This window comes from Pseudomonas oryzihabitans (assembly GCF_006384975.1).
In the GTDB taxonomy this organism is placed as follows: Bacteria; Pseudomonadota; Gammaproteobacteria; order Pseudomonadales; family Pseudomonadaceae; genus Chryseomonas; species Chryseomonas psychrotolerans_B.
Genome location: NZ_CP021645.1, coordinates 4760180 through 4786950 on the forward strand (window position 1 = coordinate 4760180; position 26771 = coordinate 4786950).

The following is a 26771-nucleotide window of genomic DNA, read 5'->3' on the forward strand; positions in this document are numbered from 1 at the left end:
ACCGGATCGGCTTCCATGACCTTTCGCTTGCTGTTGATTCTCGGGGCCCTCTCGGCCTTCGCTCCCTTCGCCATCGATATGTACCTGCCCAGCTTCCCCTCGCTGGCCCGGTCTTTCGCCACCGACATCGAACACGTGCAACTGAGCCTGGCGGTGTATTTCGCCGGTCTGGCCAGCGGCCAGCTCTTCTATGGTCCGCTGGCGGACAGGTTCGGCCGCCGGTTGCCGCTGTTGATCGGTATCGGCCTGTTCTGCCTGGCGTCGCTGGGCTGTGCCCTGGCGCCGAGCCTGCCCTGGCTGATCGCCGCGCGCTTCGTCCAGGCCCTGGGCGGCTGTGCCGGCATGGTGATCGCCCGCGCCGTGGTGCGCGACCTCTGCGAGCCGATGGCTGCCGCCCGAGCCTTTTCGCAGATCATGCTGGTGACCGGCATCGCCCCCATCATCGCGCCCTTCGCCGGCAGCCTATTGCTGACGACCTTTGGCTGGCAGGCGATCTTCGTCAGCCTGGCGCTATTTGCCGCCGCCTGCGGTACCGCCGTGGCGCTCTGGCTGCCGGAGTCGCTGCCGGCCCATCATCCGCGGCAACCCTTGAGTGGCGCCCTGCGCAACTACCTGCGCCTGCTGCGTGATCGCACCTTCATCGGCCATACCCTGACCGGCGGCATCGCCATGGCCGGCATGTTCGCCTACATCTCCGGCTCGCCCTTCGTGCTGATCGAACTCTATGGCGTGGCGCCCGAGCACTATGGCTGGGTGTTCGGCCTCAATGCCGCCGGTTTCATCCTGCTCGGCCAGCTCAATGCCCGGCTGGTGGTGCGCCAGGGGCCGGCCTTCTGGCTGCGCCGCGCGGTAGTGGCCTATGCCGCCGCGGGGCTGATCCTGCTGCTGGTCGGGGCCTTCCAGCCCAAGGCGCTGCCGGTGCTCATGGTCCCGCTGTTCTGCGCCATCGCCCTGCTCGGCGGCATCGTGCCCAACGCCTCGGCCTGCGCTCTGGCCGGGCAGGGCGCCAATGCCGGCAGTGCTTCGGCACTGATGGGCAGCCTGCAATTCATCCTGGCGGCCCTGGCCTCCAGCAGCGTGGGCGCCCTGCACAATGGCACTGTGGTCCCTATGTGCGCAGTGCTGGCCCTGTGCGCTGTGTCGAGCGCCCTGCTGGCGCGGTGGACTCAGCAGCGCGTGGTCGCCTGAGCGAGAGTGGATTTTTCCTGACCAGGCAGGTCAGATAGGCGAACCCTTCCATTCCCAGGGACGCCGACATGACCTTCGCCTTCTGGTGCATCTTCCTCGTCTACCTCGTGCCCTATGGCGCGGCCTACTATGCCAAGTTCAAGGGCTCCGGTTTCACGCCCGACGACAACCGTGACCCCCGCAGTTTCCTTGGCAAGCTGGAAGGTGCCCGGGCGCGGGCCAACGCCGCTCAGCAGAACGCCTTCGAGATCAATCCGCTGTTCGCCGCGGCAGTCATCGTCGCCCACATCACCGGTGGTGCCGAGCAGGGAACGATCAACTTCTGGGCCTTGCTCTTCCTGCTCAGTCGCATCGCCTACACCTGGCTGTATATCCGTGATCATGCGACCCGCCGTTCGCTGGTATGGGCCTTTGGCTTCTTCTGCTGCTTCTGCCTGTTCATCGCGGCAGCCTGAGTAAGCCAGCGCCAAGCGCCGTCGGTCTTGACCGGCGGCGCCCGCTGCGGCTTCATTAGCGCCCTATCTTTCCCGGCCGGTCGCCGCCATGACGTCTCCTTCGCCCGCCCAGCAGGTGCTGGCGCACTTCGCTCAACTTGCTCAGACCCGCGGCTACACCCTGGATGCAGCCCAGCAGGCGGCCGTCGCCCGTTTCGCCAACCTGGCCGACGAACTCCTGCGACCCAGGCTGTTCCGTCGTCAGGCGCCGCGTAGCCTCTATCTCTGGGGACCGGTGGGGCGTGGCAAGAGCTTCCTGCTGGATGGCTTCTTCGCCGCCCTGCCGTTCACCGAGAAGCGGCGGGTGCATTTTCATGCCTTCTTTCGCGAACTGCACGAGCGGATGTTCCGTCAACCGCCGGGTGTCGATGCCCTGGCGGCCAGCCTGGACGAGCTGCTGGAAGGTTGCCGGCTGCTGTGCTTCGACGAATTCCACGTGCACGACATCGGCGATGCCATGCTCATCACCCGATTGTTCAAGGCGCTGTTCAGCCGCGGCGTGGTGCTGATCACCACCTCCAACTATCCACCCGAAGGGCTGCTGCCCAATCCGCTGTACCACGAGCGCTTCCTGCCGGCGATCCGGCTGATCGAGACGCGCATGGATATCCTTTCGGTGGCCGGGCCCAAGGACTATCGCAGCGCCAGCCCGGCTGAGCCCGATCCCTTCGGCGTCGGGGCCTATCTCTGGCCGGGCAGCGCCGTCCAGCGTGAGCGCCTGGGGTTGCCGCCGCGTGCCGAATCGCGAGTGGACGTGCCAGTGGGTCATCGCCATCTTCCGGCCATCAGCGCCGCGGATGGCCTGCTGCAATTCAGCTTCGCCGATCTCTGCGAAGGCCCTACCGCAGTACTCGACTACCTGACCCTGAGCGAGACCTGGCCGCGTTGGCTGCTCGATGAAGTGCCGCCCCTGCGCGAGGCCAGTCCCGCCGCCCGGCAGCGTTTCATCAACCTGGTCGACGTGCTCTACGACCGTCGGCTGGCGCTGTTCCTGGTCAGCGCCGCGCCGCTCGACGAGACCCTGGCCGACAGCGATATCGCCGACATGTCACGCACGCGCAGTCGGTTGTCGCAGCTACGGCAGATCGGACCGGATTAGCGCTTCAGGCGCAGCTTGGCACTGTCCAGATGCCAGCGCCGCTGCTCGGCCGAGGCGCCGTCGACGTCGTTGACCCGGCGTACCTGATAGCTGCCGGTGAAGGTCTGGCGGGTGCCATCGTCTAGCTGGGCCTTCACGGTCACCGGGACGCTGACGTACAGCGAGCCCGCCGCCCCTTCCACCGGGCCGAGCTGGCCGAGCGTTACCCGCACGCTGCGGGTCTTGGCATAGCCCTGACGGAATCTCGCGTAGGAGTTACCGGGCTGGCCGTCGTCGCCCCACTGTTGCCAGGCCGTACCGTAGTCCCGGGCATCCAGCGCCCGGTAGTAGCGCTGGACCACCGCCGCCGCGGCTTCGGCGCTACTGGGCAGCGGGCCGCAGCCGGACTGCTTGGTCGCTTCGGCATCGCCGAACAGGGCGCAACTACGGGCGATTTCGTTCTGCAGCAGGGCGCAGCTGTTGGCGGCATTGCAGGGCGGGCGGGTGGCGGGGGAGAGTGCGCGGCAGGTGTCGGCCAGCGCCTGGGCCGGTTGCTGCCCCAGCTCTTGGGAACAGCTGCGCGGGGCGCGCTCGGCGGAGGCGGCCAGCGCGACCGTGGCGAAGGGCAGGAGCAGCAGGGGACTGCAGAGCAGCCAGCGCGGCATGGGCTAGATTCTCCAAGCAAAGGCTCAGCCTAGCAGGCCGGAAGCAAGCCTGAAAAAGACGATTTCTCTTCGGGGCGGTACCGTGGCGGCCAGCGGCGCCGGCGCTCTCGGCTTCACTCCACTGGCTGCTGGTGCAGATGCTCCGACACGGCTTCGGTCAGGCAGCGGCGAAACAGGGCCACCGGCGGCAGGTTGCGGCCGGCGTGGCGGGTGATGATCTGCAATTCGCGATGGAAGGTGAGGGCGCCGAGCGACAGCCGCCGTACCCGTGGATGCTCCAGCCAGAGGCCGGCGCAGGGCACCAGGGCTACACCCAGGCCGCGCTCCACCATCTTGACGATGGCGTCGAGTTCGTCGAGTTCGAGCACCTGGCGCACCGTCAGGCGCTGCTCGCGGAGGAAGGCGCTGACCCGGCGTCCGCCGAAGGAGTGGCGGTCGTAGCGGATGAACGGCTGGGTCTCCAGCAACAGCAGCGGATCGTCGCCCTCCAGATCGGGCGGGGCGATGAGCACGAAGGGTTCCTGCAGCAGGGCGGTGGCGTGCAGCTCCTTGGGCAACTCGAAGGGCGGGCGGATGAGGATGGCCAGATCCAGTTCGCCGGCGTCCACCTGGCTGAGCAGGCTGAGCGATACCCCGGGGACCAGGCGCGGTTCCAGTCGCGGCGCGCGCTGGCGCAGCCGCACCAGGGTGCCGGGCAGGAGGCCGGTCTGGACGCTGGCGATGGCGCCGATGCGCAACTCGCCCTGGATCTCCTCGCCCGCGCCGACCCCGGCCATGCGGCCGTAGGTAGCGAGGATCTCCTCGGCCAGCGGCAGGGCCCGGCGGCCGGCGGCATTGAGCAGGGCGCTGCGGCCGTTGCGGTCGAACAGGCTCACGCCCAGGTTCTGTTCCAGCACGCGGATCTGGGCGCTCACCGCCGAGGGGGTGAGACCCACGTGCAGGCCCGCCGCGGCGAAACTGCCATGGCGGGCCACGGCGAGAAAGGTCTTGAGTTCGCGAAGCATGGCGCGCATCTGCCGAAAAAAGGATAGGGCACTGTAGCGAGCCCGGGCGGCGAGCGACGAAATTTTCGTTGCTCGCAGGCAAGAAAATACGCTTTATCCACAATAAAACCTGGGGTGAGAATGGCCGAAGCCCCTCCCAACAGGATTCCGCACCATGGCCCTCTCGCCCTTCCACCTCGCCATTCCCGTCTATGACCTGGCCGCCACCCGGCATTTCTACGGCGAAGTCTTCGGCCTTGCCGAAGGCCGCTCCAGCGAGCACTGGGTCGATTTCGACTTCTATGGCCACCAGTTGGTGATCCACGAGCACCCCAAGACCGCCTCCCAGGAAGAGGCCCACACCAACGCCGTGGACGGCCACAACGTGCCGGTGCCGCACTTCGGCATCATCCTCGGCTGGGACGAGTGGGAGGCCCTGGCCGAGCGTCTGCGGGCGCGGGAGACGAAGTTCGTCATCGAGCCCTATATCCGCTTCAAGGGCCAGGTAGGCGAGCAGGCCACCATGTTCCTCTTCGACCCCTGCGGCAACGCCTTGGAGTTCAAGGCGTTCAAGGACATGAGCCAGTTGTTCGCCAAGTAGGGCGTTCGGCGGGTCTTGTGGCGAGAAACCTAGGCAAAAGGCCCGTCAGCGGCCATTCTTGGTTCTCGCCTGTCGCCCGGTTGCCGTCATGAATGCCCGCCAGCCCTTTCTTGATCCCTATCACCAGACCATCCGCCAGCTGTCCGACCGCATCGTCGCGGCCCAGGCGCCAATTCGCATCCTCGATGCGGTGAAGTGGGACGACGGGGTGCGTCAGGGCTTCCTGGACGGCAAGGGCAAGCGGCTGCCAGCGGTGGATCGCGCCTTCTACGAGAGTCGCCCGCTGGGCTTCGATGGCGATGCGCTCAAGGGCGAATTCCAGCACATCGAGCGAGAGGTCACCCGCCAGCTCGGCCAGTTCAATCCGGTCGGGCAGATCATGAGGCGCATGTGCCGCGAGTACCGCATGGTGATCCGCATGCTGCAGGCGCGTGGCACGCCGGACTTCGGGCTGATCTCCCAGGAACTCTATGGTGCGGCTTCGGACGCCTTCCACGCCGGCGATCCGACCCTCGCCGACCTCGGCATGATGATGTCCAGCTACCTGGACAACATCGCCCATCGCGGCGCCCTGGAAGACGAGCCCAAGACCCTGACCGCCAAGGATGCGGTGCCCATCCTGCAGGCACGGCTGAACCAGGTGTTCGGCGAGACCGAGGGGACCATCCGGGTATTCGAGTCCGACGGTATCGTCGCCGACGCGGCGGCGGGCGCCGACTACATCAAGGTGCGCGCCGATGCCCTGTTCAACGAGCGCGACGTGCGCGCCCTGGAGGTCCACGAGGGGCTGGTGCATGTCGGCACCACCCTCAACGGCCAGAACCAGCCTATCTGCACCTTCCTGGCCAAGGGCCCGCCATCCTCCACCGTGACCCAGGAAGGCCTGGCCATCCTCATGGAGGTGATCGCCTTCGCCTCCTATCCGACCCGGCTGCGCAAGCTGACCAACCGCACCCGCGCCATCCACCTGGCCGAGGACGGCGCCGATTTCCTCGACGTCTTCCGCTTCTTCCAGGAGCAGGGCTACGACCTGGAGTCGGGCTACCAGAACGCCAGCCGGGTGTTCCGTGGCTCGACGCCGACGGGGCTGCCTTTCACCAAGGACCTGTCCTATCTCAAGGGCTTCATCCTCATCTACAACTACATCCAGCTGGCGGTGCGCAAGGGCAAGCTGGAGCAGATCCCGCTGCTGTTCTGCGGCAAGACCACCCTGGAAGACATGCGCATCCTGCGCCAGCTCGTCGACGAGGGCGTGGTGGTGCCGCCCAAGTACCTGCCTGCGCAATTCCAGGATCTGAATGCCCTGGCGGCCTGGATGTGCTTCTCCAACTTCCTCAATCACCTGAGCCTGGATCGGATCGAGGCGGACTACGCCAACATCCTCTGACAAGCAAAAGCCCCGGCGGACCGGGGCTTTTGCTAGCAGCTAAGCAGCGCTGGAATCACTCGCCCTTGAAGGCGGCGGCGATGCTGGGTTCGCTGTCGCCAGCGACTTCCGGTACGCGAGCCAGGGCGCGATTGAGGGCGCCGCAGGCTTCCAGGCCGCTGGCGCGGGCGATGGCTTCGGCCACGGCGCTGCCGGGGATGGTCTCGTCGCGCAGCAGCTGGTCGGTGATGTCGTCCAGCGCCGGCTTGAGCTCGGTGATCAGCGCCAGGCAGCGATGATCCAGGCTGTGCAGCAGCTGATCGGCGGCGGCGATGCTGGGGCCGGCGTCGAAGTCGATGCCGGCATCGCGCAGGGCCTGCAGGCTGAGCAGCGAACCGCTCGGGCCCATGCCCAGGGAGGCGACCATGGACAGTGCCAGCTTGGAGGCTTCCTGCAGGTCCTGGGCGGCGCCCGAGGAGACCTCGTTGAAGTACAGCTGCTCGGCGCAGCGGCCGGCCAGCAGCATCTGGATGCGGCCTTCGAGTTCCGACTTCAGGTGCAGGCGCTTGTCTTCGGTGGGGGTGATCAGGGTGACGCCCAAGGCCTGGCCACGGGGCAGCAGGGTGACCTTTTCCACCCGGCCGACGTTGAGCACCGCGGCGACCAGGGCATGACCAGCTTCGTGCACGGCGATGCGGGTGCGCTCGGCCGAACCCAGCGGGGTGACGCCGACCGGTTGCTCGCCGATGCGACAGGTCTCGATGGCCTCGACGAAGTGGGCCATGGTCACGGCACTGGCGTTCTCGCGAGCGGCCAGCAGGGCAGCGTGGTTGCTGATGTAGGCGATGGCCGCCGGGGTCAGGCCCACGGTGCCGCGGGAGAGGGCGGCCAGGTCCAGTTCGCCCTGGCAGGGCAGCTTGCCGGCATAGAGTTCGAACAGCGCGCGGCGGTCTTCCAGGCTCGGCAGCGGCACGGCGATGGTGCGGTCGAAGCGGCCTTCGCGGCGCAGCGCCGGGTCCAGCGAGTCGGCGAAGTTGGTGGCGCCCAGTACCAGTACGCCACTGGTGCCGTCGAAGCCGTCCAGCTCGGTGAGGAACTGGTTGATGATGCGGTTGGCCTCGGCATCGCTGGAGCGCGACTGCTCGGCGCGGCGGCCGATGCCGTCGATCTCGTCGATGAAGATGATGCAGGGCGCCTTCTTGCGCGCGGTACGGAACAGCGCCTTGACCTTCTGGATGCCAACGCCGAAGAACATCGAGGAGAAATCGCTACCGGTCACCTGGATGAAGTGGGCGTTGCACTCGGTGGCCAGCGCCTTGGCCAACTGGGTCTTGCCGGTACCCGGTTCGCCGGTCAGCAGCACACCCTTGGGCGGACGAGCGCCGAGGGCGGCGAAGGCCTTGGGATTGCGCAGGCAGGTGGTGACGTCTTCCAGGGCCCGCTTGGCCTCGGCCGCGCCGACCACGTCCTTGAAGGAGATGCCAGTGCCCTTGCGATGCAGCTTGAAAGGGCTGGCGAAGCGCATGGCCAGGGGCACGGCGAGCAACAGCAGGAGCAGATAGCCCGGCAGGTTGATCAGCAGGGTATCCAACCAGGGATGGCGCTGACCAGCCTCGTTCCAGATGGCCACCGGAAATTGCGGCTCGCCCTGGGCGGCGTAGTCGGCCAGCAGCAGGTTGGCGATACGACCGCCGTTGTCCGTCACGGCATAGTGCTCGCCACGGGCGGTATCTATGTAGAGGGTGTGATCACCGATCACGGCGCCGCTGATGGCCTTGGCGCGCAGATCGGCCAGCAGCACGGAAAGGTCACGTGGCTGCTGGGTCCAGTGTTCGGGGGCCTGTTGCACGCTGGCGAGCATGGCGGTGGCGGTCGGTGCCGGTGTGGTGGGCTTGAGCCACAGCCAGCCGGCCAAGCTGGTGACGGTGACAAGGGCGAGAGCACCAGCGATGAACCGGCGCGGATACTTGGCAAAGACGGACTTCTTCATTCACATACCGTTAGGGTCGGAGCGACAGCGGACGCGGACTCCCGGATTATCGGCCTGTGGCGGCGGGGGTGAACCTCGGTTCGGCGGAAAACGATGAGTGGACTCACCATCCGTCGAGTATCGTCACACTTTCGGCCTTTGCCGCGGTCCGCAAGGCCTGGTTGTTTTGCGCCAGATTTCAAGGAGTAGACCACGCCATGCCCGAATGCCTGGATTGCCGACAGGGCCTGCCGGTACTACCGGAGGCCTTGCTCGAACGCCTGAGAGCCGCCGACGAAGTGCTGGTGCTGACCGGTGCCGGGGTTTCGGCGGAGAGTGGCATCGCCACCTTTCGCGAGGCGCTCACCGGGCTCTGGGCACGCTTCGATCCCGCCGAACTGGCTACGTCCGAGGCCTTCAGCGAAGATCCGGCGCGAGTCTGGAGCTGGTACGAGTGGCGCCGCGCCCAGGTGCTCGCGGCCCAGCCCAATCCGGCCCATCGGGCGCTGGGGGAGTGGGCACTTCGCCACGGGCGACTGCGGCTGGTCACCCAGAATGTCGACGATCTGCACGAGCGGGCCGGCAGCCGCGATGTCATCCATCTGCACGGTAGCCTGCATGCGCCGCGCTGCTTCGAGTGCGCGCGGCCGCTGGACGCACCGCCACTCCCAGATGCTGTCGAGGCGCGACTGGTGGCGCCGCCTGCCTGTCCTGACTGCGGCGGCCTGGCTCGTCCCGGGGTGGTCTGGTTCGGTGAGTCCCTGCCCAGCGAGGCCCTGGCCAGCGCCTGGGCCCTGGCGGAGCGCTGCGACCTGTGCCTGGTGATAGGCACCTCAGGACTGGTGCAGCCGGCGGCCAGCCTGCCGGAGGTGGCGCGTCAGCAGGGCGCGACGGTGGTGCGCATCGATCCGCAACCAGCGGCGGACTTTCGTGATGACTGGCAGCTGCTGGGCGCCGCGGGAGTGATCCTACCCGCGCTGCTCAGGCAGCTCTGATTGGCGGCTCCGGTGAACTAGTGCAGCGCCTGGCCGCCAGTGCCCAGCGCATCCAGGGTGCGCTTGAGCGCGGTGTAGGCCTGGCGCTGGTCAGCGTCTTCGGTGAGCAGGCCATCGAACAGGGTGGCGACCAGCGCCGGATCCTGGGCCACGAAGCGGTCGATGAGCACATCGTTGTCCTGGCGGCCGGCGGTGATCAGCAGCACGGCGAGCTGGGCGACATAGCGCGCCGCCAGCGGATAGGCCTTGAGGAAGACCTTGAAGGGCGCATCGGCCAGGCCGGGGGCGAAACCCTTGGCGAGGCCCTGCTGCGCGGCGGCGATGGCCTGGCGGACGGCGTCCTGCCAGTTGCCAGCGGTCACCGCCCCGGCCGGCAAGGCACGGCGCATCTGGCCGAGCAGGCTGTTGAGGAAGATCCGCCGGTTGGCCTGGTAGTCATGATCGGTATCGAGCAGTTCGCTGCGGATCCGGTTGAGTACCCGATCGTCCTCGGCATCGGCGGTTACCGCCTGCTTGAACGCCAGGGTCAGCTCACGATCCAGCAAGCCGGGCTTGCGGCCTTCCAGTTCGGCTTGCAGCAATGGACCGCTGGAGTCGGCGAAGAAGAAACGCTCGGCATGGGGCGCCAGGCGCTCACGCAGGCGCGGCCAGAGCTCCGCCGCGAACAGCTGTTCGGCCGTACCGCCAGAGACGATGACGCGGTGTTGCGGCGCCTCGGCCAGGTAATCGAACAGGGCGGGGGTATCGAGCGCGGTGCGATCGACGATGAGATAACGGTGCTTCACGGCAACTCCTGAACACGACGGCCGGACCTCTCGGGGTACGGCGGGATGCTGATTAGTCTATAGGAAGGCGGGAACGCTTGGCCCGGCCTTTGGCCTAATCAGCCAGGGGCAGCCCGCGACCCCTTCCTTTCGCGGCAGGAGGACACCAAGATGCGCAAGACTTCCCCGATCCTCGCCTTGGGCGCCACGCTGGCGATCCTGGCCGGCCCGAGCCTGGCCGCCGGCAACAACGATGCCGGCGTCACCGGCAATGGCATCGGCGCGCCCGGCAGCTCCAACACCAGCAATCGCGACAGCGCGGACGATACCTCCACCGCCACGCCCTCGACCCAGAACAAGACCGGCAAGTCCGCCGCCACCAAGACTCAGACTGGCAAAGCCCAGGGCGAAAAGCAGAAGCCCGTGCTCAACGACTGACGGACATGAAAAAGGCGCCTCGCGGGGCGCCTTTTCGCTCAACAGCAGAGGACTCAGGATATTGCGCGGGTGTAGCGCACCTGCCAATCGAGCCGTTCGTGAGTGGCGCGCTCGATACGTGCACGGCTGTCGCAGATGAAGGCTTCCAACAACGAGTTGTCCAGCAAATCGACGCGGGCGATGCGGCGTTGCAAGAGCGCCGTGCCGTTGGGGGCATAGACCTCGACGTTGAAAGTCGCCGGGTCCTGGGCGGTCATGGCGCACAGCATCGGTTGGAAGGCGCCCTTGATGATGGTGTTCGCATCCGTGAACTTCAGTGGCTCGGCCATCTCACTCACTCCTGTCAGCTATACAGCTTCGACCGATTTTCGTGGCAGGCGTTCGCTTTTGACCAGAACCGGCTGGCAGATTTGTGATGCAAACGGTGGCCTTTCCCGGCGCTGGGACAACCGGTCAGTTGATCAGCATGCCAAAGGCCTTGTCGGCCTCGATGATTTCCGGCAGCTCACCGAGCAAGGCATCCAGATCCACATCGTTGAGCAGGGGGTTTGCCAGAGCCGCCTTGGCTTGCTCGTTGATGCCACCATGGCGACGCAGGACAAAGGACACCAGCCTGGCCTGGGCGACCAGGCGCGCCATGGTGGCATCGTCCGGAGCATCTTGCGGATGCAACTGGTAGGCAATGGCATGCTGGATCACCAGGGGCAACTGCCAGCGCCGTGCCAACTCCGCGCCCACCTCCGGATAGCCGAAGCCGATGGCGTCCTGCTGGGTAGCCAGGTGCAGCGTACGCTGTTCGGCGTCGATCCGTGCGGCGATGTCGGGCGCCGTCGTCTTGATCAGCAATTCGCCGATGCTATGCAACATACCGCAGGTGAAGGCGGTTTCCGCATCGGCGCCGGTCTGCCGGGCGATAACGCGGCAGATGCTGGCGACATCGAAGCTGTGTTGCCAGAAATCCCGTGGATCGAACGACGGACTGCTGCGAAAGGCCGCGGTCACCGCCGAGGCCAGCACCAAGGTGCGCAAGGCGTCGAAGCCCAGGCGAATGGCGGCGCCTTCGATGCTGGTCGATGGCCGCACCCCACGAAAGCGCACTGAGTTGGCCAGGCGCAGCACCTTGGCGGAGAGTACCGGATCGAGGGACAGATTGCGCGCGACGCCTTCAATGGTGCTGTCGGGATCGTCGAATTGCTGGATGAGCTCCTGCGCTACCTTGGGAATGCTGGGAAGGGTATGCAGGTGATCGAACAGAGCATCGATTTCCATGGGAGCGCCTGGTTTGTTCTATACCGGTAGAGGAACGCTTGAAGAAGGATCAAGGCGGCGAGCGTGCAGCCCGTATACCGACAAGCCTAGTCGCATCCTCGGCCAAGAAGCTTAACGGGCGCCATAAATACCTTCGCCAAACGAACTGACCGAAGGCGTCATTTTGCCGCCGTTCGTCAGGTGCAGGACTCGGTGAACGTTGTCTTAGCAGAAGGTAAAAAAGGCGGGGCCAGGCCAAGGTGCTGGCCAGAAGGCTCTGCAGGCCAGCCGATGAGCGGCGGCGAATGGATGTTCACGTAAGATGTCATTTTGCCACTGAATTTGGCGGTCGAGTTTTCCATGGTTTATCAGACGCATATTCGCCAGATGTTGCAGTTGCCGAACGTCCTGGCGCAATGCACCGGAATTCTTGGCTGGTTGAGCAGCGTGCTGATCAATCCGTTCCTCACCGACGGCCTGGACGGTGGGGGCTGGCTGGCGTTCGCCGGCATGGCGGGCTCCTGCCTGGCCATGACCACGGCCAGACGCTTCGCGGTCTGGCGGCTGTTCGCACTGGTGTTCGTGTTGTTCGAAGCCCTGGCCTTTCGCTTTCAGATCTTGGGCATGGGGCCAGCGGGCCATGATTGGATGATTCCCTTGGCCATCGTCATCACCCTGGGCTCGACCATTCTGTTCTCCCATGTGCTCGACTATGGCATCGCCGCGGGAGCGGTCTGGCTGATCCTGTTCCATGGGCAACTGGAGGCCATCGGCACGGAGACATTGCCCTTGCTGGTGGTGATGATGGTGTGCGGCATGGTGCTCGGTCTGCTGCTCAACGCTACCTTCGTGCGCATCGTCGCCAGCACCCTGGAGCTCAAGGAAGGCTATCGTCTGCAGGCGGAAACCGATTCCCTGACCGGGATCAGCAATCGCCGTGCGCTGATGCTGGATCTGGAGCAGGTGTGTCGAGATGGCTCGTCGTCCTGGCACTTTGTCATGCTCGACATCGATGACTTCAAGCGTATCAATGATCGTTTCGGCCATGATGTGGGGGATCTGGTGCTGCGCGAGGCGGCCGGCACCCTGGCCAGGCACTTTCCCGAGGGCCGCTTCGGCCGCTTGGGCGGTGAGGAGTTCGGGGTACTGCTCAAGACCGATGACGAGCGAGAGCTGATCGAGCGGCTGCAGGCGCTGCTCGACGACATCCGCAGCAATACCCAGGCCGGTACCTGTTTTTCCTTCAGTGCCGGTGTGGCGCGCTTCATTCCCGGCTACCAGCCCGCGGATCTGCTCAAGCAGGCCGATGGGGAACTCTATCAAGCCAAGCGCGCGGGCAAGGACCGGGTGTATTACCGCGGCGGAATGATCTGCGGCTAGCGGGAAAGGTGCCTGGGACCGCTCGGTGCCGGTCAGGCCATCCGGGAGACTCAGCAGGGACAGAGGGGCGGATGGATACGATTGCGGCCCAGGTGCTTGGCGGTATAGAGGGCATCATCGGCGCTGGTCAGCAGCGCGGCCGCGAGAGGCTGCATCTGGCCGGGCAGGTGAACCGCGAAGCCGAGGCTGACGGTGATACGGTCGAACGTACTGCCGGTATGGGGCAAATCCAGGGTGCGCAGGTGCTCCTGGATCACGCAGGCTACGCCAAAGGCGCCTACTTCGTCGCAGTTGGGTAGCAGCAGCGCCATTTCCTCGCCGCCGTAGCGCACCGCGAGGTCACCGGGCCGCCGCGCCGCTGCGGCTACCACCCCGGCGACCGCCTGTAGGCAGCGATCACCCTCGGGGTGACCATAGTGGTCGTTGTAGGCCTTGAAGTAATCGATGTCGAGCATCAACAGGCTGAGCGGCTGCCCCGTGCGTTGCGCCCGGGCCAGCTCAGCCGGCAGCAGGGTGTCGAAATGACGACGGTTGGCCAGCCCGGTCAGGCTGTCCTTGAGTGTCAGTACCTGCAGATTGTCGTGGGCAAGGCGCAGTGCCGCTTCGTGGCGGATGCTCATGCGGATCTCCCGCAGCAGGCTGAAGCCGAAGATCAGCATGCCGAGGATGAGAATGCCAACCACCACGACAGAGCGGAGCATGCCCTGGCGCCAGCTCGCCAGGATGGCGCTCTCGGAGATTCCCGCCAGAGCGAACAGCGGGGCACTGTCCAGGTGTTGAAAGGCGTATAGCCGGTTCTGGCCGTCGATCAAACTGCGCGCCATGGCCGTGCCGCTGGCGCCCTTGGAAACATGCTGACGGTACAGTTCGCCAGTGGCGAGACTCAGGCCTATGTGTTCGAAGGGACGTCGTACGACCAAGGCGCCGTCGTTCATGACGAGGGCGATGGCGCCGCGATTGTCCAGCTGGAAGCGCGCATAGTAGTCGACGAAGTAGCTCAGCCTGATGGTCGCGAGGACCACGCCGGCGAACCGGCCTTCGGCGTCGTCCAGACGGCGAGACACGGGAATGACCAGTTCGCCCGTGCTGCGGCTGTTGATGACGGCTCCGACGTGCATCACGTCTTCCATGTGGTGCTGGTGGAACTTGAAGTAGTCCCGGTCGGCGTTGTCGGTGCGGGGCGGCGTGCTGGTCTTGTCGGTCACCAGCCAATTGCCGGCGTGATCATAGACGAACAGGCCGTGCAGTTGCGGAAGCAAGGCGACTTGCTGCTTGAGCAGGCGCTGTAGGCGCGGGCGGTCGAGCTGTTCCTGCGGTTGGTTTTCCAGCACGTCCCGCACACTCACCATCAGCAGGTCGGCCTCCCGGAAGGCATCGTTGGCATGCTGGGCGGCAGCCAGGGTGATATTGCTGACATCGCTGAGCGCGTTGTCGAAAGCGTTCTGGTAGCTACGCCAGACTTGTCAGGCCTCCAGCGCGAACACGACCGCCACGGCGCACACCAGCAGCGCCAGTGCGCGCCGCCGGGTCGCCGGAGTATGAGTGGGAACAGGAGTGCCTGGGCCCTCGGCCATGGTGAGCGGATTCCTGGTCAGCAGAAAGATGGAGACGCCAGCGCAAGCGCCGAGGGGCGTGTCGATACCTCGAACGCGTCGACGCTTTCATCGGAATCTTGGCGTGGCGATGAATCCTCGCACAGAGGCTGCGGTCTGTACTCGAACAGTCGCCCATGGGGGCGACGACCCTATGTTAGACCCGACCAGGAGGTCAAAGATGTCGCAGATCGCCGAACAGATTGTCGAAGACGCCATGCAGCGTATCGAGGCGAACGAACAGCAGCACGCCGCCGATCCCGTGCGTAATTTTTCCCTGACCTTGACCGACCCCGCGGAGATCCGCGTGGGCGCGGAAATCTATTTTCTCTTCGAACAGCGGCTCAAGGGCTTCTATCCCGATGCCCGGGTCGTGGTGCGCGGCCATGCCGCCGAGGGCTACAACATCACCGCCCAAGTTGAGCGTCGCCGCTCGGCCTGACCGCAGCTCCCATCAGGTGCGGGCGAGTTTCACCAGTTGTCGGGCCAGCAGTGGCCCGGTCAATACCACGCCGATCAGGCGCAACGCCTGCATGGCCAGCACCAGGCCGACATCGGCGTGGGCGTCCACCGCGATGATGGCCATGGAGTCCAGCCCGCCGGGACTGGTGGCCAGGTAGGCGGTGAGAAAGTCGACGTGCATCAGCCGGGCCATCAACAGGGCGGACAGCGCACAGAGCGCGATCAGCAGCAGCGAGGCGAAGATCATCTTCGGTAGCGCGCGCCAGACATAGCTGACCGTGGCGCGATCGAAACGCAAGCCCACGTAGCAACCCATGGCGCCATAGGCCACGGCGAGCAGGACATGGGGCAGGGTAATGTCCAGCCAGCCGTTGAGTTGCAGGAGGGTGCCCAGGGCGATGGGCACGAGCAGGGCGCCGGCGGGAAACAATCGTCCACCCAGCCAACTGCCAACCAGAGCCACCACCAGCGTTAGCAGCAAGTTGACGGCGAAGTGGGCGTCCAGACTGATCGTCGTCGCCTGGTGACCGGTGCCGCTGCCTTCGGCGCCCAGCAACCGACCGACCAGGGCACTGATGACCACCACGCAGACCACCCGCACGTATTGCATGGTGGCGACGATGCGTGGGTCCGCACCGTATTCCTCGGCCATGGCGACCATGGCGGCAGCGGCGCCCGGCGTGGTGCCCCAGGCGGCGGTGCTGCCGGGCAGGCCGCCGAAGCGGACCAGCAGCGCGCCGGTCAGCAGGCTGAGCAGCACCGTCAGCGCCGTCGCCAGCAGCATCACCGGCCAGTGCTCGGCGACGGTGAGTAATACCGCGGCGGTCATGGCGTGGGCGATCAGGCAGCCGACGATGCCCTGGCCGGATTGGAACAGCCGCTTCGGGATCCGAATGGTGGCGCCGCCCACTCCGAAGGCGATGGCCGTGAGCATGGGCCCGAGAAAGAGGGCGGCCGGGACCTGGAGCCAACTGAGGACACCGCCCACGAGGGCGGAGCAGAGGATCAGGGCGAGCCATTGCAGCAGCAGGGAATGGGGCGCAGGGGTAGCGGGGGCGGACAAGAGGGTCTCCGAACGACGAGGGACCGGTGAGGCGTACCGACCCCGAGGCCGGCATGGGTCGGCCCTGGAGCGATTATACGACGTTCGTGACTTTCGATGGCCTTTCGGTCTTGGAAAAAACCATCTACTAGCGCACCAGATGCAGGAATTGCAGGTGACGTTCGTACTGGTCGAGCATGTCGTTGAGGATCTGCTCGCGGTTGTAGCCCACCAGGTCGTAGTCCTGGCTGCCCTCGGTCAGGTGCACCTCGGCGCGGTAGTAGCGGCGGTTCTTCAGGTGCAGGCCGCCCATGCCGGCACGGGCGAAGGAGGGGGTGAAATAGCCCTGCATGATCACCTGGTAGACGAAGGGATGCTCTTCGCCGTGGCCGATGATCAGTTGCAGGTTGGCATTGGTGGCGTCGAACTGGGTGTCCACCACCAGGCCCTTCTCGCGGAACACCTCGACCATTTCTTCCATCGCCGGCCGCACGGTGCTGTCCATGAAGCGGTACACCTCGTCCCGCGAGGGGAAGTACACCGCCTGGGCCAGGCGTTGGCGCCAGCCGCCATGGCGCGCCTTGCCATTGGTCGCCACCGGGGCGAGGGAATGCAGCCGCGCCCGCTGGCGCTGGGTCTCCAGGTGCAGCGCCTTGTGCAGACCCCACATCATCAGCAGGACCACTACCGAGAAGGGCAGCGAGGTCAGCACCACCGCCGACTTCAAGGCATCCATGCTGCCGGCGAACAGCAGGCCGCCGGTCACCACCGCCACGGCGGCGCCCCAGAACACCCGCAGCCACTTGGGACCGTCCTCGTCCGCCTCGCCACCGGTGGACGACAGGGTGGAGAGCACCACGGTGCCCGAGTCGGCCGAGGTGACGAAGAAGACGAAGCTCACCAGTACGGCCACGCTGATCACCACGCGGCTGGCCGGATAAGTCTCCAGCACCTGGTAGAAGGCCATGGCCGGATCGGTGAGGGCGGTCTGCGCCAGGCCGTTCATGCCCTGGCCGAGGACCAGCTCCAGGGCGCTGTTGCCGAAGATCGACAGCCAGGCCAGGGTGAAGCCCAGCGGAATGAACAGCACGCCGAAGACGAATTCGCGGATGGTGCGGCCACGAGAGATGCGCGCGATGAACAGCCCGACGAAGGGCGCCCAGGCGATCCACCAGGCCCAGTAGAACACCGTCCAGCCGCCCAGCCAGTCGGAGGGCTCGTCGTAGGCATAGAGATCGAAGCTCTTGCCCGGCAGTGCCGCGAGGTAGTCGCCGATGTTCTGGATCAGGGTGTTGAGCAGGTGCTGGGTGGGACCGGCGAACAGCACGAACAGCAGCAGGGCGACGGCCAGCACCATGTTGATGTCGGACATGATGCGCACGCCCTTGTCGACGCCGGAGACGGCCACGGCGATGGCCGCGCCCATCATCAGCACGATGAGGATCAGTTGCACCCAGTGGCTATGGCTGATGCCGAACAGGTAATCGAGCCCGGCGTTGAGGTGCAGCACGCCGAAGCCCAAGTCGGCGCCCAGGCCGAAGATGGTGGCGATGATGCCGAAGGCGTCCACGGCGTGGCCGATGGGCCCATTGATACGCTTGCCGATCAGCGGGTAGAGCGCCGAGCGCAGGGCCAGCGGCAGGTTGTGGCGATAGGCGAAGTAGGCCAGCGCCATGGCCACCAGGGCGAACACGCCCCAGCCGTGCAGGCCCCAGTGCAGGAAGAGGATCTGCATCGCTTGGCGCGCGGCGGCCGGCGTACCCCCTTCACCCGCTGGCGGCTGGGCGAAGTGGGTGAGGGGTTCGGAGACGCAAAAGAAGAACAGGGTGATGCTGATGCCAGCGGCGAACAGCATGCCGGCCCAGGAGAGATAGCTGAATTCGGGTTGGTCGTGGTCGGCACCGAGCTTGATCTTGCCGTAGCCGGAGAGGGCGGTGACCACCACGAACACCAGATAGAGCGTCATGGCCAGCAGGTAGTACCAGCCGACCGTATTGGCAGCCCAGGTCTGGGCTTGCAGCAGCCAGGCACCCGCCTGGTCGGGGCGGCTGATGACGATCAGGGAAAACAGCAGGATCACCGCGGCCGCGCAGTAGAACGCGGGGGGATTCAGCCGTACGGTGCCGGATGAGGGCGTTGCACTCATGAGGACTCCTTGCGAGCTGAGAGAGAAGGAATTCTTTTTTACTTGATCGTTCGATCAAAAAAGAATATCACAGGAGGGCTCATGAGTGAACGCTTCGAGTCAGCCCGGCCGGGGAAGTTGCCGTCCAGAGGAGCTGTTGCTGCCGATTGTCGACTTCGCCCGCGGATGGCACGAAAGGTCCGAACCGAGCCGCTCCGGCAAAGTCTGTTGGGTATGAATCAGGCATCTTCCCCACTCGGCTCCTATCGTCCTCTGCTCTTGCTGGTAGAGGATGAGCCGTTGCTGCGGGAATTGGCCACGGAGGCCCTCGAAGCCTTGGTGGACCTGCAGGTGATCGCCGTTTCCACAGCCGATGCGGCCCTGAATTATCTGGAGCAGAACGGCGCGCGGATCGATGTGCTCTTTACCGACGTACGCATGCCCGGTCGATTGGACGGCGAAGCGCTGGCCCAGCTGGTCGCCCAACGCTGGCCGCACATCCCGGTCATCCTCACCTCCGGTGATCGCCTGGCGGTCCCCCGTGGCGCCGGGCGCACCCGCTTCATGCCCAAGCCCTGGCACATCGACGACATGGCCAATTGTGTCAATGAGGCGCTGGGGCAGAGCAGGGTGGCTTGAGTCTGGATCCGCAGCGTCCCCTCTTTTGACCTCCGATCCATGGGTTGTTGGGCCTAAACGACCGAGACGTTAGCCTGTGCCCTTATTTATTTGCACAGGGACGCTGCATGAACAAACGGATGCTGGGACTGCTTTTTGTTGCCCTTGGCCTTGTCGCGACCGAACACGCTGATGCGTTGGTCTTGGACGAGGCGAAGCCAGTCTCTGCGTTGGCTAACCAGCGAGGAGAGCGCATTCCAACGCCTTTCGCCAATACGGTCAGTCAGGCCAGCGCCTGGCAGGAAGCCCGAGGGCGTTCGGGTAGCAGTCGGCGCTCGTCCAGTAGGCGTAGCTATTCCGACTCATCTTCCACAGCCGACGATTGCTCCTGCAGTGGCGGCAATGTCTGTATCGGGCCTCGCGGCGGGCGTTATTGCATTACCGCCAGCGGCAACAAGAGATATGGACGCTGACACCCAGGCCTAGGGACGAACCAAGCCCACCGAGACCGGGTCTCGATCAACCCGCCTCGTTGGGCTTCGACGATGGTGCCGTCTCAGCCCAACCTACCTTTGCTGCTCGCTACGGCTGCCATTGCGGATCCTTGCCGCTGAGCTTGCGGTCCAGGAAGAAGGCCGCGCTGATCAGCGCCAGATGCGACAGGGCCTGGGGGACGTTGCCCAAGGGATAGCCGCGCTTGTCTAGTTCCTCGGCGTAGAGTCCCAGGGGATTGGCGTAGCCGAGCAGCTTCTCGAATTCCAGGTGCGCCTCGTCCACCCGTCCGGCGCGGGCCAGGCATTCGACGTACCAGAAGGAGCAGGCGACGAAGGCACCTTCTTCGCCGTCGAGATTGTCCGCCGGGGTGTCGGCCGGGTCGTAGCGGCGGATCATGCCGTCGTAGGTCAGGTGCTGCTTGATGGCGTCGAGGGTCGCCAGCCACTGGGGGTCGGTGGCGCTGACGAAGCGCACCAGCGGCATCAGCAGCATGGCCGCGTCCAGGCTCTTGCCATGGCGAGTCGCAGTGAAATGACCCAGCTCATCGCTCCAGAAGTTGTCCCAGATATCGTCCTGGATCGCCGAGCGCGTCGCGTACCAGTGCTCGTAGGGCATCGGCAGGGAGCGCTTCACCGCCAGGCGCAGCGCCCGGTCGATGGCCACCCAGCACATCAGCCGCGAGTGCAGGAAGTGCTCGGGTTCGCCGCGCATCTCCCAGATACCGGCGTCCGGTGTATTCCAGACCTCGCAGACGTGATCGATCATCCGCACCACGTGGCGCCAGCGCTGATGGGAGATGGCTTCGCCGTATTTGTTGGATAGATAGACGGCGTCCATCAGCTCGCCATAGATATCCAGCTGCGTCTGTTTGTACGCCTCATTGCCGATGCGTACCGGGCTCGAGTCGGCATAGCCCGCCAGGTGGTCGAGGCTTTCCTCGGGCAGATCCAGGCCGCCGTCGAGGCGATACATGATCTGCAGCCGCTCCGGCTCCTGGTGGCTGTTCTCCATGCAGCGGCCGACCCAGTGGATGAAGTCCTTGGCCTCCTGGGTGTAGCCCAGACGCATGAAGGCGTAGACGGTAAAAGACGAGTCGCGGATCCAGGAGGCGCGATAGTCCCAGTTGCGTTCGCCGCCCAGGGACTCGGGCAGGCTGAAGGTGGCCGCGGCGGCGATGGAGCCGTGCTTGCAGGAGGTCAGCAGCTTCAGCGCCAGGGCGGAACGGGTGACCATCTCGCGCCAGCGACCCTGGTAATGGCTTTTGGCGGTCCAGCGGGTCCAGTAGGCCAGGGTGTCCTGGAAGCAGAGCTCGCTGTCCCCGGCCACCACCTGCGGATCCTCGGCGCAGCCGAAAACGAAGTCCAGGGATTCGCCCTGCTGCAAGTCGAACTCGGCGAAGGCGGCATTGCCCTCGACCTGCAGGGGGACCGGCGAGGCCAGGCGCAGGCTGGGCTGACCGTCGGCCTCGAACAGGGCGCCATCGTCCAGGCGCCGGGCGCGGGTAGTGGCGCGGGCATAGTCGTGGGCCGGTGCGCAATGCAGGCGGATGCGACCGTGGCCGGCGACCATCTGCACGCGGCGGACGATGCGCGGCTTGGTGTCCTCGGCGCTGCAGACCGGCATCAGGTCGGTGACCTCGGCGACGCCCTCGGCCGCCAGCCAGCGGGTCTGCAGGATATTGGTATCCGGCAGGTACAGCTGCTGTTCGCGGGCATCGTCCCACAGCGGCGCCAGGCTGAAATAGCCGGCTTTCTCCGAGTCCAGCAGGGAGGCGAACACCGACGGGCTGTCGAGGTTCGGCCAGCAGAAGTGATCGATGGTGCCGTCGGTGGCGACCAGGGCGCAGGTGCGCAGGTCGCCGATGACACCGTGGGCGCCGATACTGCGGCGGGCGTGCACGGAGGTGGAATCAGCCATTGTCTTCGAATCCCGGATAGAGGCACATGCCGCCGTCGACGAAGAGGGTGGTACCGACGACGTAGTCGGCCAGGTCACTGGCGAGAAAAACCGCAGCGTTACCGATGTCTTCCACGTGGCCGATGCGCTTGTAGGGGATCAGCTTGAGCAGTTCGCGGGCCTTCGCCTCGTCGTTGACGACGTCGGCGTTGATGGCTGTGGCGATGGCTCCGGGCGCGATGCTGTTGATGCGGATGCCCTCGGCCGCCACTTCCTGCGCCAGGCTGCGCATCAGCATGTAGATCCCGCCCTTGGACGCGGCGTAGTTGACGTGGCCGGCCCAGGGGATGACCTCGTGCACCGAACTCATGTGGATGATCTTGCCCAGGGCGCGGGAGATCTTTTCATCGCGGCCCTGTTTGCGGAACTGGCGGATGGCGGCCTGGGCACAGAGGAACTGGCCGGTGAGATTGGTGTTGATGACGGTGTTCCAGTCCTTGAGGGACATCTCGGTGACTGCGGCATCTTTCTGCAGGCCGGAGTTGGCTACCAGGATGTCCAACCGGCCGAAGGCCTCCAGGGTGCGGTCGAACATGGCTTGCACCGCGCTTTCGTCACCCACGTCACCACCCACGGCAATGGCGCGGCCGCCGGCGTCCTGGATGCGCTGGGCCAATTCCTCGGCGGGTTCGGCATGGGAGTGGTAGTTGATGGCGACGGCGGCGCCGGCCTTGGCCAGGGCCTCGGCGACAGCGGCACCGATCCCGGAACTGCCGCCGGTGACCAGGGCGACCTGGCCGTTGAGGGAAAGCTGCATGTCCAGACTCCTGCGCGGAAAAGGTGTCTGACTGCTGACCGTCGCGCTGGCGTCTAGTTTCAGCCTTGGCGCGTTGCCGGATGTTAGGTCTGGACCGGCTCGTGCAGCCGGTCGCGCTGGGCCAGGCCAGGGAACAGCTTCATCCATACCCCCGTCACCACCAGGGTGCCGATGCCCCCCAGTACCACCGCCGGCACCGTACCGAAGAAATGGGCGGTGAGGCCGGATTCGAACTCGCCAAGCTGGTTGGAGGCACCGATGAACAGGCCGTTGACCGCGCTGACCCGACCGCGCATGGCGTCGGGGGTCTCCAACTGGACGAAGGAGGTGCGGATCACCACGCTGACCATGTCGGCCGCGCCCAGCACCACCAGGGTGAACAGCGAGAACCACAGCGAGGTGGATAGGCCGAAGGCGATGGTGGCTACGCCGAATACCCCCACGGCACCGAACATGATGCGTCCCACGTGGCGATTGAGGCTGACGTAGGCGAGCAGGAAAGACATGCCCAGGGCGCCCACCGCTGGCGCCGAGCGCAGGAGGCCCAGGCCCCAGGGCCCGGTGAGCAGGATGTCGGCGGCGAACACCGGCAGCAGGGCGGTGGCGCCACCGAGCAGCACGGCGAAGAGGTCCAGGGAGATGGCGCCGAGCACGTCCGGACGGCTTTTGATGAAGCGAATGCCGGCCAGCAGGTTTTCCAGGGTCGGTTTTTCCTTTTGGCTGGGCGTCTGCCGGGCGGGCAGGCTGGACACCAAGAGTACGGCTATTGCGTAGAACAACAGGGCCGGACCATAGACCCAGGCCGCGCCCAGGGCATAGAGCAGGCCGCCCAGCGCCGGGGCGATGATGGTGGCGCCCTGCATGGCCGAAGCTGCTGCGGCGATGGCGCGGGGAAAGATGGCCGGCGGCACGATATTGGGGAGCAGGGCCTGGGTGGTGGGTTGCTCGAAGGCCCGTGCGGTCCCCAGGCAGAAGGCCAGGATGAATATCAGGTCACGGGTCACTGCCTGGTTCAGGCTGCCCACCAGCAGCACCAGGGCGATCAGCCCCTGGCCGGTCTGGCAGAGGGCGGCGACCCGACGGCGGTCGTAGCGGTCGGCGACGTGGCCGGTGTGCAGCATGAACAGCACCCGCGGCAGGAATTCCACCAGGCCGACCAGGCCGAGGTCGAGCACGTTGCCGGTGAGGGAATAGAGGTGCCAGCCGATGGCGACGGTGAGCATCTGGAAACTGCCGGCGGTGCAGATGCGGGCGAACCAGAAGGCAACGAAAGGACGGTGGTGACGCAGCAGCAAGGTGTCGCCGGACATGATCGAGGCTCGGGGAGGCAGAGGCGGCATCTTAAGCCACCTGTGGAGTTGTCGTCATACAACTACGGGTGCGACAGCCTGCCTAATGCGACATCGAACCACGTAAGCAAATGTATCCAGGAGGACTACTCTAAAGCCTGACGTTGATTCAGGTCAGCTTTGCGATAGGCTGAAGACGCTAGTCAGGGTGGTTTTTTGCGCGTTTCGCTAGAACCGTCCGCATGGCAGTGGTTCGAACTTCGGTCAACGTCAACTCGATCGGCCGCTCTCGACGGCCGGCGTGCCTGAGAGGAAAAGTTATGTTCGGCCTCGAAGCCCTGGATCTCGCGCGGATCCAGTTTGCCTTCACCGTGTCCTTCCACATCATCTTCCCGGCGTTGTCCATCGGCTCCGCGAGCTTTCTCGCCGTGCTCGAAGGCCTCTGGCTGAAGACCGACAATCACGTCTACAAGGATCTGTATCACTTCTGGCTGAAGATCTTCGCGATCTTCTTCGGCATGGGCGTGGTGTCCGGTCTGGTGATGGCCTATGAATTCGGCACCAACTGGAGCGGCTTCGCCGACTATGCCGGCGCCGTGACCGGGCCATTGCTGACCTACGAGGTGCTCACCGCCTTCTTCATCGAAGCCGGTTTCCTCGGCGTCATGCTGTTCGGCTGGAATCGCGTCGGCCGCGGCCTGCACTTCTTTTCGACGGTGATGGTGGCCATCGGCACCCTGATGTCGACCTTCTGGATCCTGGCGTCCAACAGCTGGATGCACACGCCCGCCGGCTACGAGATCGTCGATGGCCGCATCGTCCCGATGGACTGGCTGGCGGTGATCTTCAATCCGTCCTTCCCCTTCCGCTGGGCGCACATGACCATCGCCGCCTACCTGTCGGTGGCCTTCCTGGTCGGTGCCTCGGCGGCCTGGCACCTGCTGCGCGGCAACGACAACCCGGCGGTGCGCAAGATGTTCTCCATGGCCATGTGGATGGCCCTGCTGGTGGCGCCGATCCAGGCCTTCGTCGGCGATGCCCATGGCCTCAATACCCTGGAGCACCAGCCGGCCAAGATCGCCGCGATGGAGGGCCACTGGGAGAATCCGCCCGGCGAGGCGACCCCGCTGATCCTGTTCGGCTGGCCGGACATGGAACAGGAGAAGACGCTCTACAAGGTCGAGATCCCGGTGCTCGGTAGCCTGATCCTCAAGCACAGCTTCACCGAGCCGATCCCGGCCCTCAAGGACTTCCCCAAGGAAGACCGGCCGCCGGCCTACGTGGTGTTCTGGTCGTTCCGCATCATGGTCGCCCTGGGCCTGCTGATGATCGCCGCCGGTCTGTGGAGCGCCTGGCTGCGCTGGCGCGGCAAGCTGTTCGAGACCCGCGGTTTCCTGCGCCTGGTGATGTGCATGGGCCCGGTGGGCTTGATCGCCCTGCTGGCCGGCTGGTTCACCACCGAGGTGGGCCGCCAGCCGTGGATCGTCTACGGCCTGCTGCGCACCAAGGATGGGGTGTCGAATCACAGTGTCACCCAGCTGAGCATCACCCTGGTGGCCTTCGTGGTGGTCTATTTCGCCGTGTTCGGCATCGGCACCCTCTATGCCCTGCGCCTGATCGGCAAGGGGCCCCATACCGGCGAAGGCGATCTGCCCACCTCCGGTGGTCCGGGTACCGATCGGCACCCCAAGCGTCCGTTGTCCGGCGCCGATGACGGCCTGGAAGAAGACAATCCCAAAGACCAGCTGACCGGAGACCGCGCATGAACGGCATCCCTGGCATCGACCTCCCGCTGATCTGGGCGATCATCATCATCTTCGGCCTCATGATGTACGTGGTCATGGACGGCTTCGACCTGGGCATCGGCATCCTCTTCCCCTTCGTCAAGGGCAAGGAAGATCGTGACGTCATGATGAACACCGTGGCACCCATCTGGGACGGCAACGAGACCTGGCTGGTGCTCGGCGGGGCGGGGCTGTACGGCGCCTTCCCGCTGGCCTACTCGGTGATCCTGCCGGCGCTCTACCTGCCGCTGATCTTCATGCTGATCGGCCTGATCTTCCGCGGCGTGGCCTTCGAGTTCCGCTTCAAGGTCCACGAAGGCAAGGAAGCCCTGTGGGACAAGTCCTTCATCTTCGGCTCGCTGCTGGCCAGCTTCTGCCAGGGCGTGGCCCTGGGCGCCTTCATCGAGGGCTTCCCGGTGGAGAATCGCCAGTACGTCGGTGGCCCGCTGGACTGGCTAACGCCCTTCTCGGTGTTCTGCGGCCTGGGCGTGATCGCCGCCTATGCGCTGCTGGGCAGCACCTGGCTGATCATGAAGACCGAGGGCCCGCTGCAGGCCACCATGCGCCGCCTGACCAAGCCGCTGCTGTTCCTGCTGCTGGCCTTCACCGTGGTGGTGAGCATCTGGACACCGCTGACCCACGCGGCCATCTCCCATCGCTGGTTCAGCCTGCCCAATTTGTTCTGGTTCCTGCCGGTGCCCATCCTGGTGGGCGTGGTGACCCTGGCCCTGCTACGCGCCATCCTGCGCGAAGACTCGCACCATGCGCCCTTCCTGCTGACGCTGGCGCTGATCTTCCTCGGCTATAGCGGTCTGGGCATCAGCCTCTGGCCGAACATCATCCCGCCGGGCGTTTCCATCTGGGAGGCCTCGTCACCGCCGCAGAGCCAGCTGTTCCTGCTCATCGGCACCCTGTTCATCATCCCGATCACCCTGATGTACACCTTCTGGGGCTACTACGTGTTCCGCGGCAAGGTACGCGCGGGTGAGGGCTACCACTGATGGCCGGCCGCTCGCGCGAACCCAACCCCGCCGACAGCAAGCCACTCTGGCAGCGGCTGGCCTGGATGGCCGGTATCTGGGCCTGCAGCCTGGTCGCCCTCGGCGTGGTGGCCTGGGTGCTGCGGTTGGTGCTGACGGCGGCTGGGCTCAAGTCGCATTGACCTGACTCGGGTGTTGCGGTGGATGAGGCTGCGCCGTCATCCACCCTACGCAGGGGATTGTCCTTGCGTAGGAGACTTGTCCCGCACGCTGGACCGCCCCCTCTCCCGCTTGCGGGGGAGGGTTGGGGTGGGGGTGGCTGCCAAGCTGATTTACGGCGTTTTCGGATAGCTTTCGTTCCGCCCTCGCCGGGCGGGTTACTTTTTTCAATTGCCAAAAAAGTAACCAAAAAGGCTCGCCCCGACTGGCCGGTCCTGCGCTTTGCGCAGGATGCCCTCACGTCAGCGCCGCTCCAGCGGGCCGGGGCCGAAGGGCCGTCCTG

The 26771-nt window shown here is 65.5% G+C and carries 25 protein-coding genes; 13 read left to right on the forward strand and 12 right to left on the reverse strand.

Annotation, left to right across the window (positions count from 1 at the left end; translation table 11 throughout):
• The first annotated feature begins 15 nt into the window (after positions 1-15).
• The 3 genes from CCZ28_RS21530 to zapE all read left to right on the forward strand — a co-directional run bounded on the left by CCZ28_RS21530 (position 16) and on the right by zapE (position 2781).
• The gene (locus tag CCZ28_RS21530) at positions 16-1188 is read left to right on the forward strand and encodes a multidrug effflux MFS transporter (RefSeq protein ID WP_140220796.1); all 1173 of its coding nucleotides are present in this window, start codon (positions 16-18) and stop codon (positions 1186-1188) included.
• Between the two features lie 68 nt (positions 1189-1256).
• Complete coding sequence (locus CCZ28_RS21535) at positions 1257-1643, forward strand: MAPEG family protein (protein WP_140220797.1); 387 nt, start codon at positions 1257-1259, stop codon at positions 1641-1643.
• A gap of 88 nt (positions 1644-1731) precedes the next feature.
• Positions 1732-2781: a cell division protein ZapE gene (gene zapE / locus CCZ28_RS21540; RefSeq protein ID WP_140220798.1), complete on the forward strand. Its 1050-nt coding sequence runs from the start codon at positions 1732-1734 to the stop codon at positions 2779-2781.
• On the opposite strand, the gene CCZ28_RS21545 is transcribed toward zapE, so the two are convergent.
• Complete coding sequence (locus tag CCZ28_RS21545; protein ID WP_140220799.1) at positions 2778-3425, reverse strand: hypothetical protein; 648 nt, start codon at positions 3423-3425, stop codon at positions 2778-2780. The genes zapE and CCZ28_RS21545 overlap by 4 nt on opposite strands.
• 113 nt (positions 3426-3538) lie before the next feature.
• A complete protein-coding gene (locus CCZ28_RS21550; RefSeq protein WP_140220800.1) occupies positions 3539-4429 on the reverse strand; it encodes a LysR family transcriptional regulator in 891 nt (296 codons plus the stop codon).
• A 154-nt stretch (positions 4430-4583) separates the two neighbouring features.
• Between CCZ28_RS21550 and CCZ28_RS21555 the strand changes: the two genes are divergently transcribed.
• Both CCZ28_RS21555 and CCZ28_RS21560 read left to right on the forward strand, forming a co-directional pair.
• Positions 4584-5009: a VOC family protein gene (locus CCZ28_RS21555; protein ID WP_140220801.1), complete on the forward strand. Its 426-nt coding sequence runs from the start codon at positions 4584-4586 to the stop codon at positions 5007-5009.
• An 88-nt stretch (positions 5010-5097) separates the two neighbouring features.
• Positions 5098-6396 (forward strand): flavohemoglobin expression-modulating QEGLA motif protein, encoded by a 1299-nt coding sequence (locus CCZ28_RS21560; protein WP_140220802.1) that lies wholly within the window; start codon positions 5098-5100, stop codon positions 6394-6396.
• Positions 6397-6451: 55 nt separating this feature from the next.
• On the opposite strand, the gene CCZ28_RS21565 is transcribed toward CCZ28_RS21560, so the two are convergent.
• Positions 6452-8365 carry an AAA family ATPase gene (locus CCZ28_RS21565; protein ID WP_140220803.1) on the reverse strand — a complete coding sequence of 638 codons (1914 nt, stop codon included), beginning with the start codon at positions 8363-8365 and terminating at the stop codon, positions 6452-6454.
• A gap of 197 nt (positions 8366-8562) precedes the next feature.
• Between CCZ28_RS21565 and CCZ28_RS21570 the strand changes: the two genes are divergently transcribed.
• Positions 8563-9339: an SIR2 family NAD-dependent protein deacylase gene (locus CCZ28_RS21570; protein WP_140220804.1), complete on the forward strand. Its 777-nt coding sequence runs from the start codon at positions 8563-8565 to the stop codon at positions 9337-9339.
• A 17-nt stretch (positions 9340-9356) separates the two neighbouring features.
• On the opposite strand, the gene CCZ28_RS21575 is transcribed toward CCZ28_RS21570, so the two are convergent.
• Positions 9357-10124, reverse strand: coding sequence for a hypothetical protein (locus CCZ28_RS21575; RefSeq protein ID WP_140220805.1), 768 nt, complete (start codon positions 10122-10124; stop codon positions 9357-9359).
• 150 nt (positions 10125-10274) lie between these two features.
• Between CCZ28_RS21575 and CCZ28_RS21580 the strand changes: the two genes are divergently transcribed.
• Positions 10275-10541: a hypothetical protein gene (locus tag CCZ28_RS21580; RefSeq protein ID WP_140220806.1), complete on the forward strand. Its 267-nt coding sequence runs from the start codon at positions 10275-10277 to the stop codon at positions 10539-10541.
• A gap of 53 nt (positions 10542-10594) precedes the next feature.
• Here the strand turns inward: CCZ28_RS21580 and CCZ28_RS21585 are convergent, their stop codons facing one another.
• The gene (locus tag CCZ28_RS21585; RefSeq protein ID WP_140220807.1) at positions 10595-10870 is read right to left on the reverse strand and encodes a hypothetical protein; all 276 of its coding nucleotides are present in this window, start codon (positions 10868-10870) and stop codon (positions 10595-10597) included.
• A 124-nt stretch (positions 10871-10994) separates the two neighbouring features.
• The gene (locus CCZ28_RS21590; protein ID WP_140220808.1) at positions 10995-11810 is read right to left on the reverse strand and encodes an HDOD domain-containing protein; all 816 of its coding nucleotides are present in this window, start codon (positions 11808-11810) and stop codon (positions 10995-10997) included.
• A gap of 339 nt (positions 11811-12149) precedes the next feature.
• On the opposite strand from CCZ28_RS21590, the gene CCZ28_RS21595 reads away from it, so the two are divergent.
• Entirely contained in the window at positions 12150-13169 is a 1020-nt protein-coding gene (locus CCZ28_RS21595; protein ID WP_140220809.1) for a GGDEF domain-containing protein, read from the forward strand.
• Between the two features lie 50 nt (positions 13170-13219).
• On the opposite strand, the gene CCZ28_RS21600 is transcribed toward CCZ28_RS21595, so the two are convergent.
• The gene (locus tag CCZ28_RS21600; RefSeq protein WP_240795188.1) at positions 13220-14518 is read right to left on the reverse strand and encodes a sensor domain-containing diguanylate cyclase; all 1299 of its coding nucleotides are present in this window, start codon (positions 14516-14518) and stop codon (positions 13220-13222) included.
• Between the two features lie 424 nt (positions 14519-14942).
• Between CCZ28_RS21600 and CCZ28_RS21605 the strand changes: the two genes are divergently transcribed.
• Positions 14943-15203 carry a BTB/POZ domain-containing protein gene (locus CCZ28_RS21605; protein WP_140220810.1) on the forward strand — a complete coding sequence of 87 codons (261 nt, stop codon included), beginning with the start codon at positions 14943-14945 and terminating at the stop codon, positions 15201-15203.
• Positions 15204-15215: 12 nt separating this feature from the next.
• Here CCZ28_RS21605 and CCZ28_RS21610 read toward each other — a convergent pair whose 3' ends face one another.
• Complete coding sequence (locus CCZ28_RS21610; protein ID WP_140220811.1) at positions 15216-16286, reverse strand: AbrB family transcriptional regulator; 1071 nt, start codon at positions 16284-16286, stop codon at positions 15216-15218.
• Positions 16287-16413: 127 nt separating this feature from the next.
• The gene (betT, locus tag CCZ28_RS21615; protein ID WP_140221408.1) at positions 16414-18378 is read right to left on the reverse strand and encodes a choline BCCT transporter BetT; all 1965 of its coding nucleotides are present in this window, start codon (positions 18376-18378) and stop codon (positions 16414-16416) included.
• Between the two features lie 246 nt (positions 18379-18624).
• Between betT and CCZ28_RS21620 the strand changes: the two genes are divergently transcribed.
• Positions 18625-19029 carry a response regulator gene (locus CCZ28_RS21620; RefSeq protein WP_240795189.1) on the forward strand — a complete coding sequence of 135 codons (405 nt, stop codon included), beginning with the start codon at positions 18625-18627 and terminating at the stop codon, positions 19027-19029.
• A 561-nt stretch (positions 19030-19590) separates the two neighbouring features.
• On the opposite strand, the gene CCZ28_RS21630 is transcribed toward CCZ28_RS21620, so the two are convergent.
• The 3 genes from CCZ28_RS21630 to CCZ28_RS21640 all read right to left on the reverse strand — a co-directional run bounded on the left by CCZ28_RS21630 (position 19591) and on the right by CCZ28_RS21640 (position 23526).
• Positions 19591-21420 (reverse strand): glycoside hydrolase family 15 protein, encoded by a 1830-nt coding sequence (locus tag CCZ28_RS21630; RefSeq protein WP_140220812.1) that lies wholly within the window; start codon positions 21418-21420, stop codon positions 19591-19593.
• Complete coding sequence (gene fabG, locus CCZ28_RS21635) at positions 21413-22216, reverse strand: 3-oxoacyl-ACP reductase FabG (protein ID WP_140220813.1); 804 nt, start codon at positions 22214-22216, stop codon at positions 21413-21415. The genes CCZ28_RS21630 and fabG overlap by 8 nt, the downstream gene beginning before the upstream one ends.
• A gap of 83 nt (positions 22217-22299) precedes the next feature.
• On the reverse strand, positions 22300-23526 hold the full coding sequence (locus CCZ28_RS21640; RefSeq protein ID WP_167509268.1) for an MFS transporter: 1227 nt from the start codon (positions 23524-23526) through the stop codon (positions 22300-22302).
• A 299-nt stretch (positions 23527-23825) separates the two neighbouring features.
• On the opposite strand from CCZ28_RS21640, the gene CCZ28_RS21645 reads away from it, so the two are divergent.
• Genes CCZ28_RS21645 through CCZ28_RS21655 form a run of 3 tightly spaced genes read left to right on the forward strand, consistent with a single transcriptional unit; the run spans position 23826 to position 26451 of the window.
• A complete protein-coding gene (locus CCZ28_RS21645) occupies positions 23826-25271 on the forward strand; it encodes a cytochrome ubiquinol oxidase subunit I (RefSeq protein WP_140214987.1) in 1446 nt (481 codons plus the stop codon).
• Positions 25268-26290 (forward strand): cytochrome d ubiquinol oxidase subunit II, encoded by a 1023-nt coding sequence (gene cydB / locus CCZ28_RS21650; RefSeq protein ID WP_140220814.1) that lies wholly within the window; start codon positions 25268-25270, stop codon positions 26288-26290. The genes CCZ28_RS21645 and cydB overlap by 4 nt, the downstream gene beginning before the upstream one ends.
• On the forward strand, positions 26290-26451 hold the full coding sequence (locus tag CCZ28_RS21655) for a DUF2474 domain-containing protein (RefSeq protein WP_074529420.1): 162 nt from the start codon (positions 26290-26292) through the stop codon (positions 26449-26451). Before cydB ends, CCZ28_RS21655 begins: the two co-directional genes overlap by 1 nt.
• The last annotated feature ends 320 nt before the right edge of the window (positions 26452-26771 follow it).

Coding starts and splice junctions, on each gene's coding strand:
- CCZ28_RS21530 (WP_140220796.1), top strand. CDS start 16: ATGACCTTTCGCTTGCTGTTGATTCTCGGGGCCCTCTCGGCCTTCGCT.
- CCZ28_RS21535 (WP_140220797.1), top strand. CDS start 1,257: ATGACCTTCGCCTTCTGGTGCATCTTCCTCGTCTACCTCGTGCCCTAT.
- zapE (WP_140220798.1), top strand. CDS start 1,732: ATGACGTCTCCTTCGCCCGCCCAGCAGGTGCTGGCGCACTTCGCTCAA.
- CCZ28_RS21545 (WP_140220799.1), bottom strand. CDS start 3,425: ATGCCGCGCTGGCTGCTCTGCAGTCCCCTGCTGCTCCTGCCCTTCGCC.
- CCZ28_RS21550 (WP_140220800.1), bottom strand. CDS start 4,429: ATGCTTCGCGAACTCAAGACCTTTCTCGCCGTGGCCCGCCATGGCAGT.
- CCZ28_RS21555 (WP_140220801.1), top strand. CDS start 4,584: ATGGCCCTCTCGCCCTTCCACCTCGCCATTCCCGTCTATGACCTGGCC.
- CCZ28_RS21560 (WP_140220802.1), top strand. CDS start 5,098: ATGAATGCCCGCCAGCCCTTTCTTGATCCCTATCACCAGACCATCCGC.
- CCZ28_RS21565 (WP_140220803.1), bottom strand. CDS start 8,365: ATGAAGAAGTCCGTCTTTGCCAAGTATCCGCGCCGGTTCATCGCTGGT.
- CCZ28_RS21570 (WP_140220804.1), top strand. CDS start 8,563: ATGCCCGAATGCCTGGATTGCCGACAGGGCCTGCCGGTACTACCGGAG.
- CCZ28_RS21580 (WP_140220806.1), top strand. CDS start 10,275: ATGCGCAAGACTTCCCCGATCCTCGCCTTGGGCGCCACGCTGGCGATC.
- CCZ28_RS21585 (WP_140220807.1), bottom strand. CDS start 10,870: ATGGCCGAGCCACTGAAGTTCACGGATGCGAACACCATCATCAAGGGC.
- CCZ28_RS21590 (WP_140220808.1), bottom strand. CDS start 11,810: ATGGAAATCGATGCTCTGTTCGATCACCTGCATACCCTTCCCAGCATT.
- CCZ28_RS21595 (WP_140220809.1), top strand. CDS start 12,150: ATGGTTTATCAGACGCATATTCGCCAGATGTTGCAGTTGCCGAACGTC.
- CCZ28_RS21600 (WP_240795188.1), bottom strand. CDS start 14,518: ATGGTGAGTGTGCGGGACGTGCTGGAAAACCAACCGCAGGAACAGCTC.
- CCZ28_RS21605 (WP_140220810.1), top strand. CDS start 14,943: ATGTCGCAGATCGCCGAACAGATTGTCGAAGACGCCATGCAGCGTATC.
- CCZ28_RS21620 (WP_240795189.1), top strand. CDS start 18,625: ATGAATCAGGCATCTTCCCCACTCGGCTCCTATCGTCCTCTGCTCTTG.
- CCZ28_RS21630 (WP_140220812.1), bottom strand. CDS start 21,420: ATGGCTGATTCCACCTCCGTGCACGCCCGCCGCAGTATCGGCGCCCAC.
- fabG (WP_140220813.1), bottom strand. CDS start 22,216: ATGCAGCTTTCCCTCAACGGCCAGGTCGCCCTGGTCACCGGCGGCAGT.
- CCZ28_RS21640 (WP_167509268.1), bottom strand. CDS start 23,526: ATGTCCGGCGACACCTTGCTGCTGCGTCACCACCGTCCTTTCGTTGCC.
- CCZ28_RS21645 (WP_140214987.1), top strand. CDS start 23,826: ATGTTCGGCCTCGAAGCCCTGGATCTCGCGCGGATCCAGTTTGCCTTC.
- cydB (WP_140220814.1), top strand. CDS start 25,268: ATGAACGGCATCCCTGGCATCGACCTCCCGCTGATCTGGGCGATCATC.
- CCZ28_RS21655 (WP_074529420.1), top strand. CDS start 26,290: ATGGCCGGCCGCTCGCGCGAACCCAACCCCGCCGACAGCAAGCCACTC.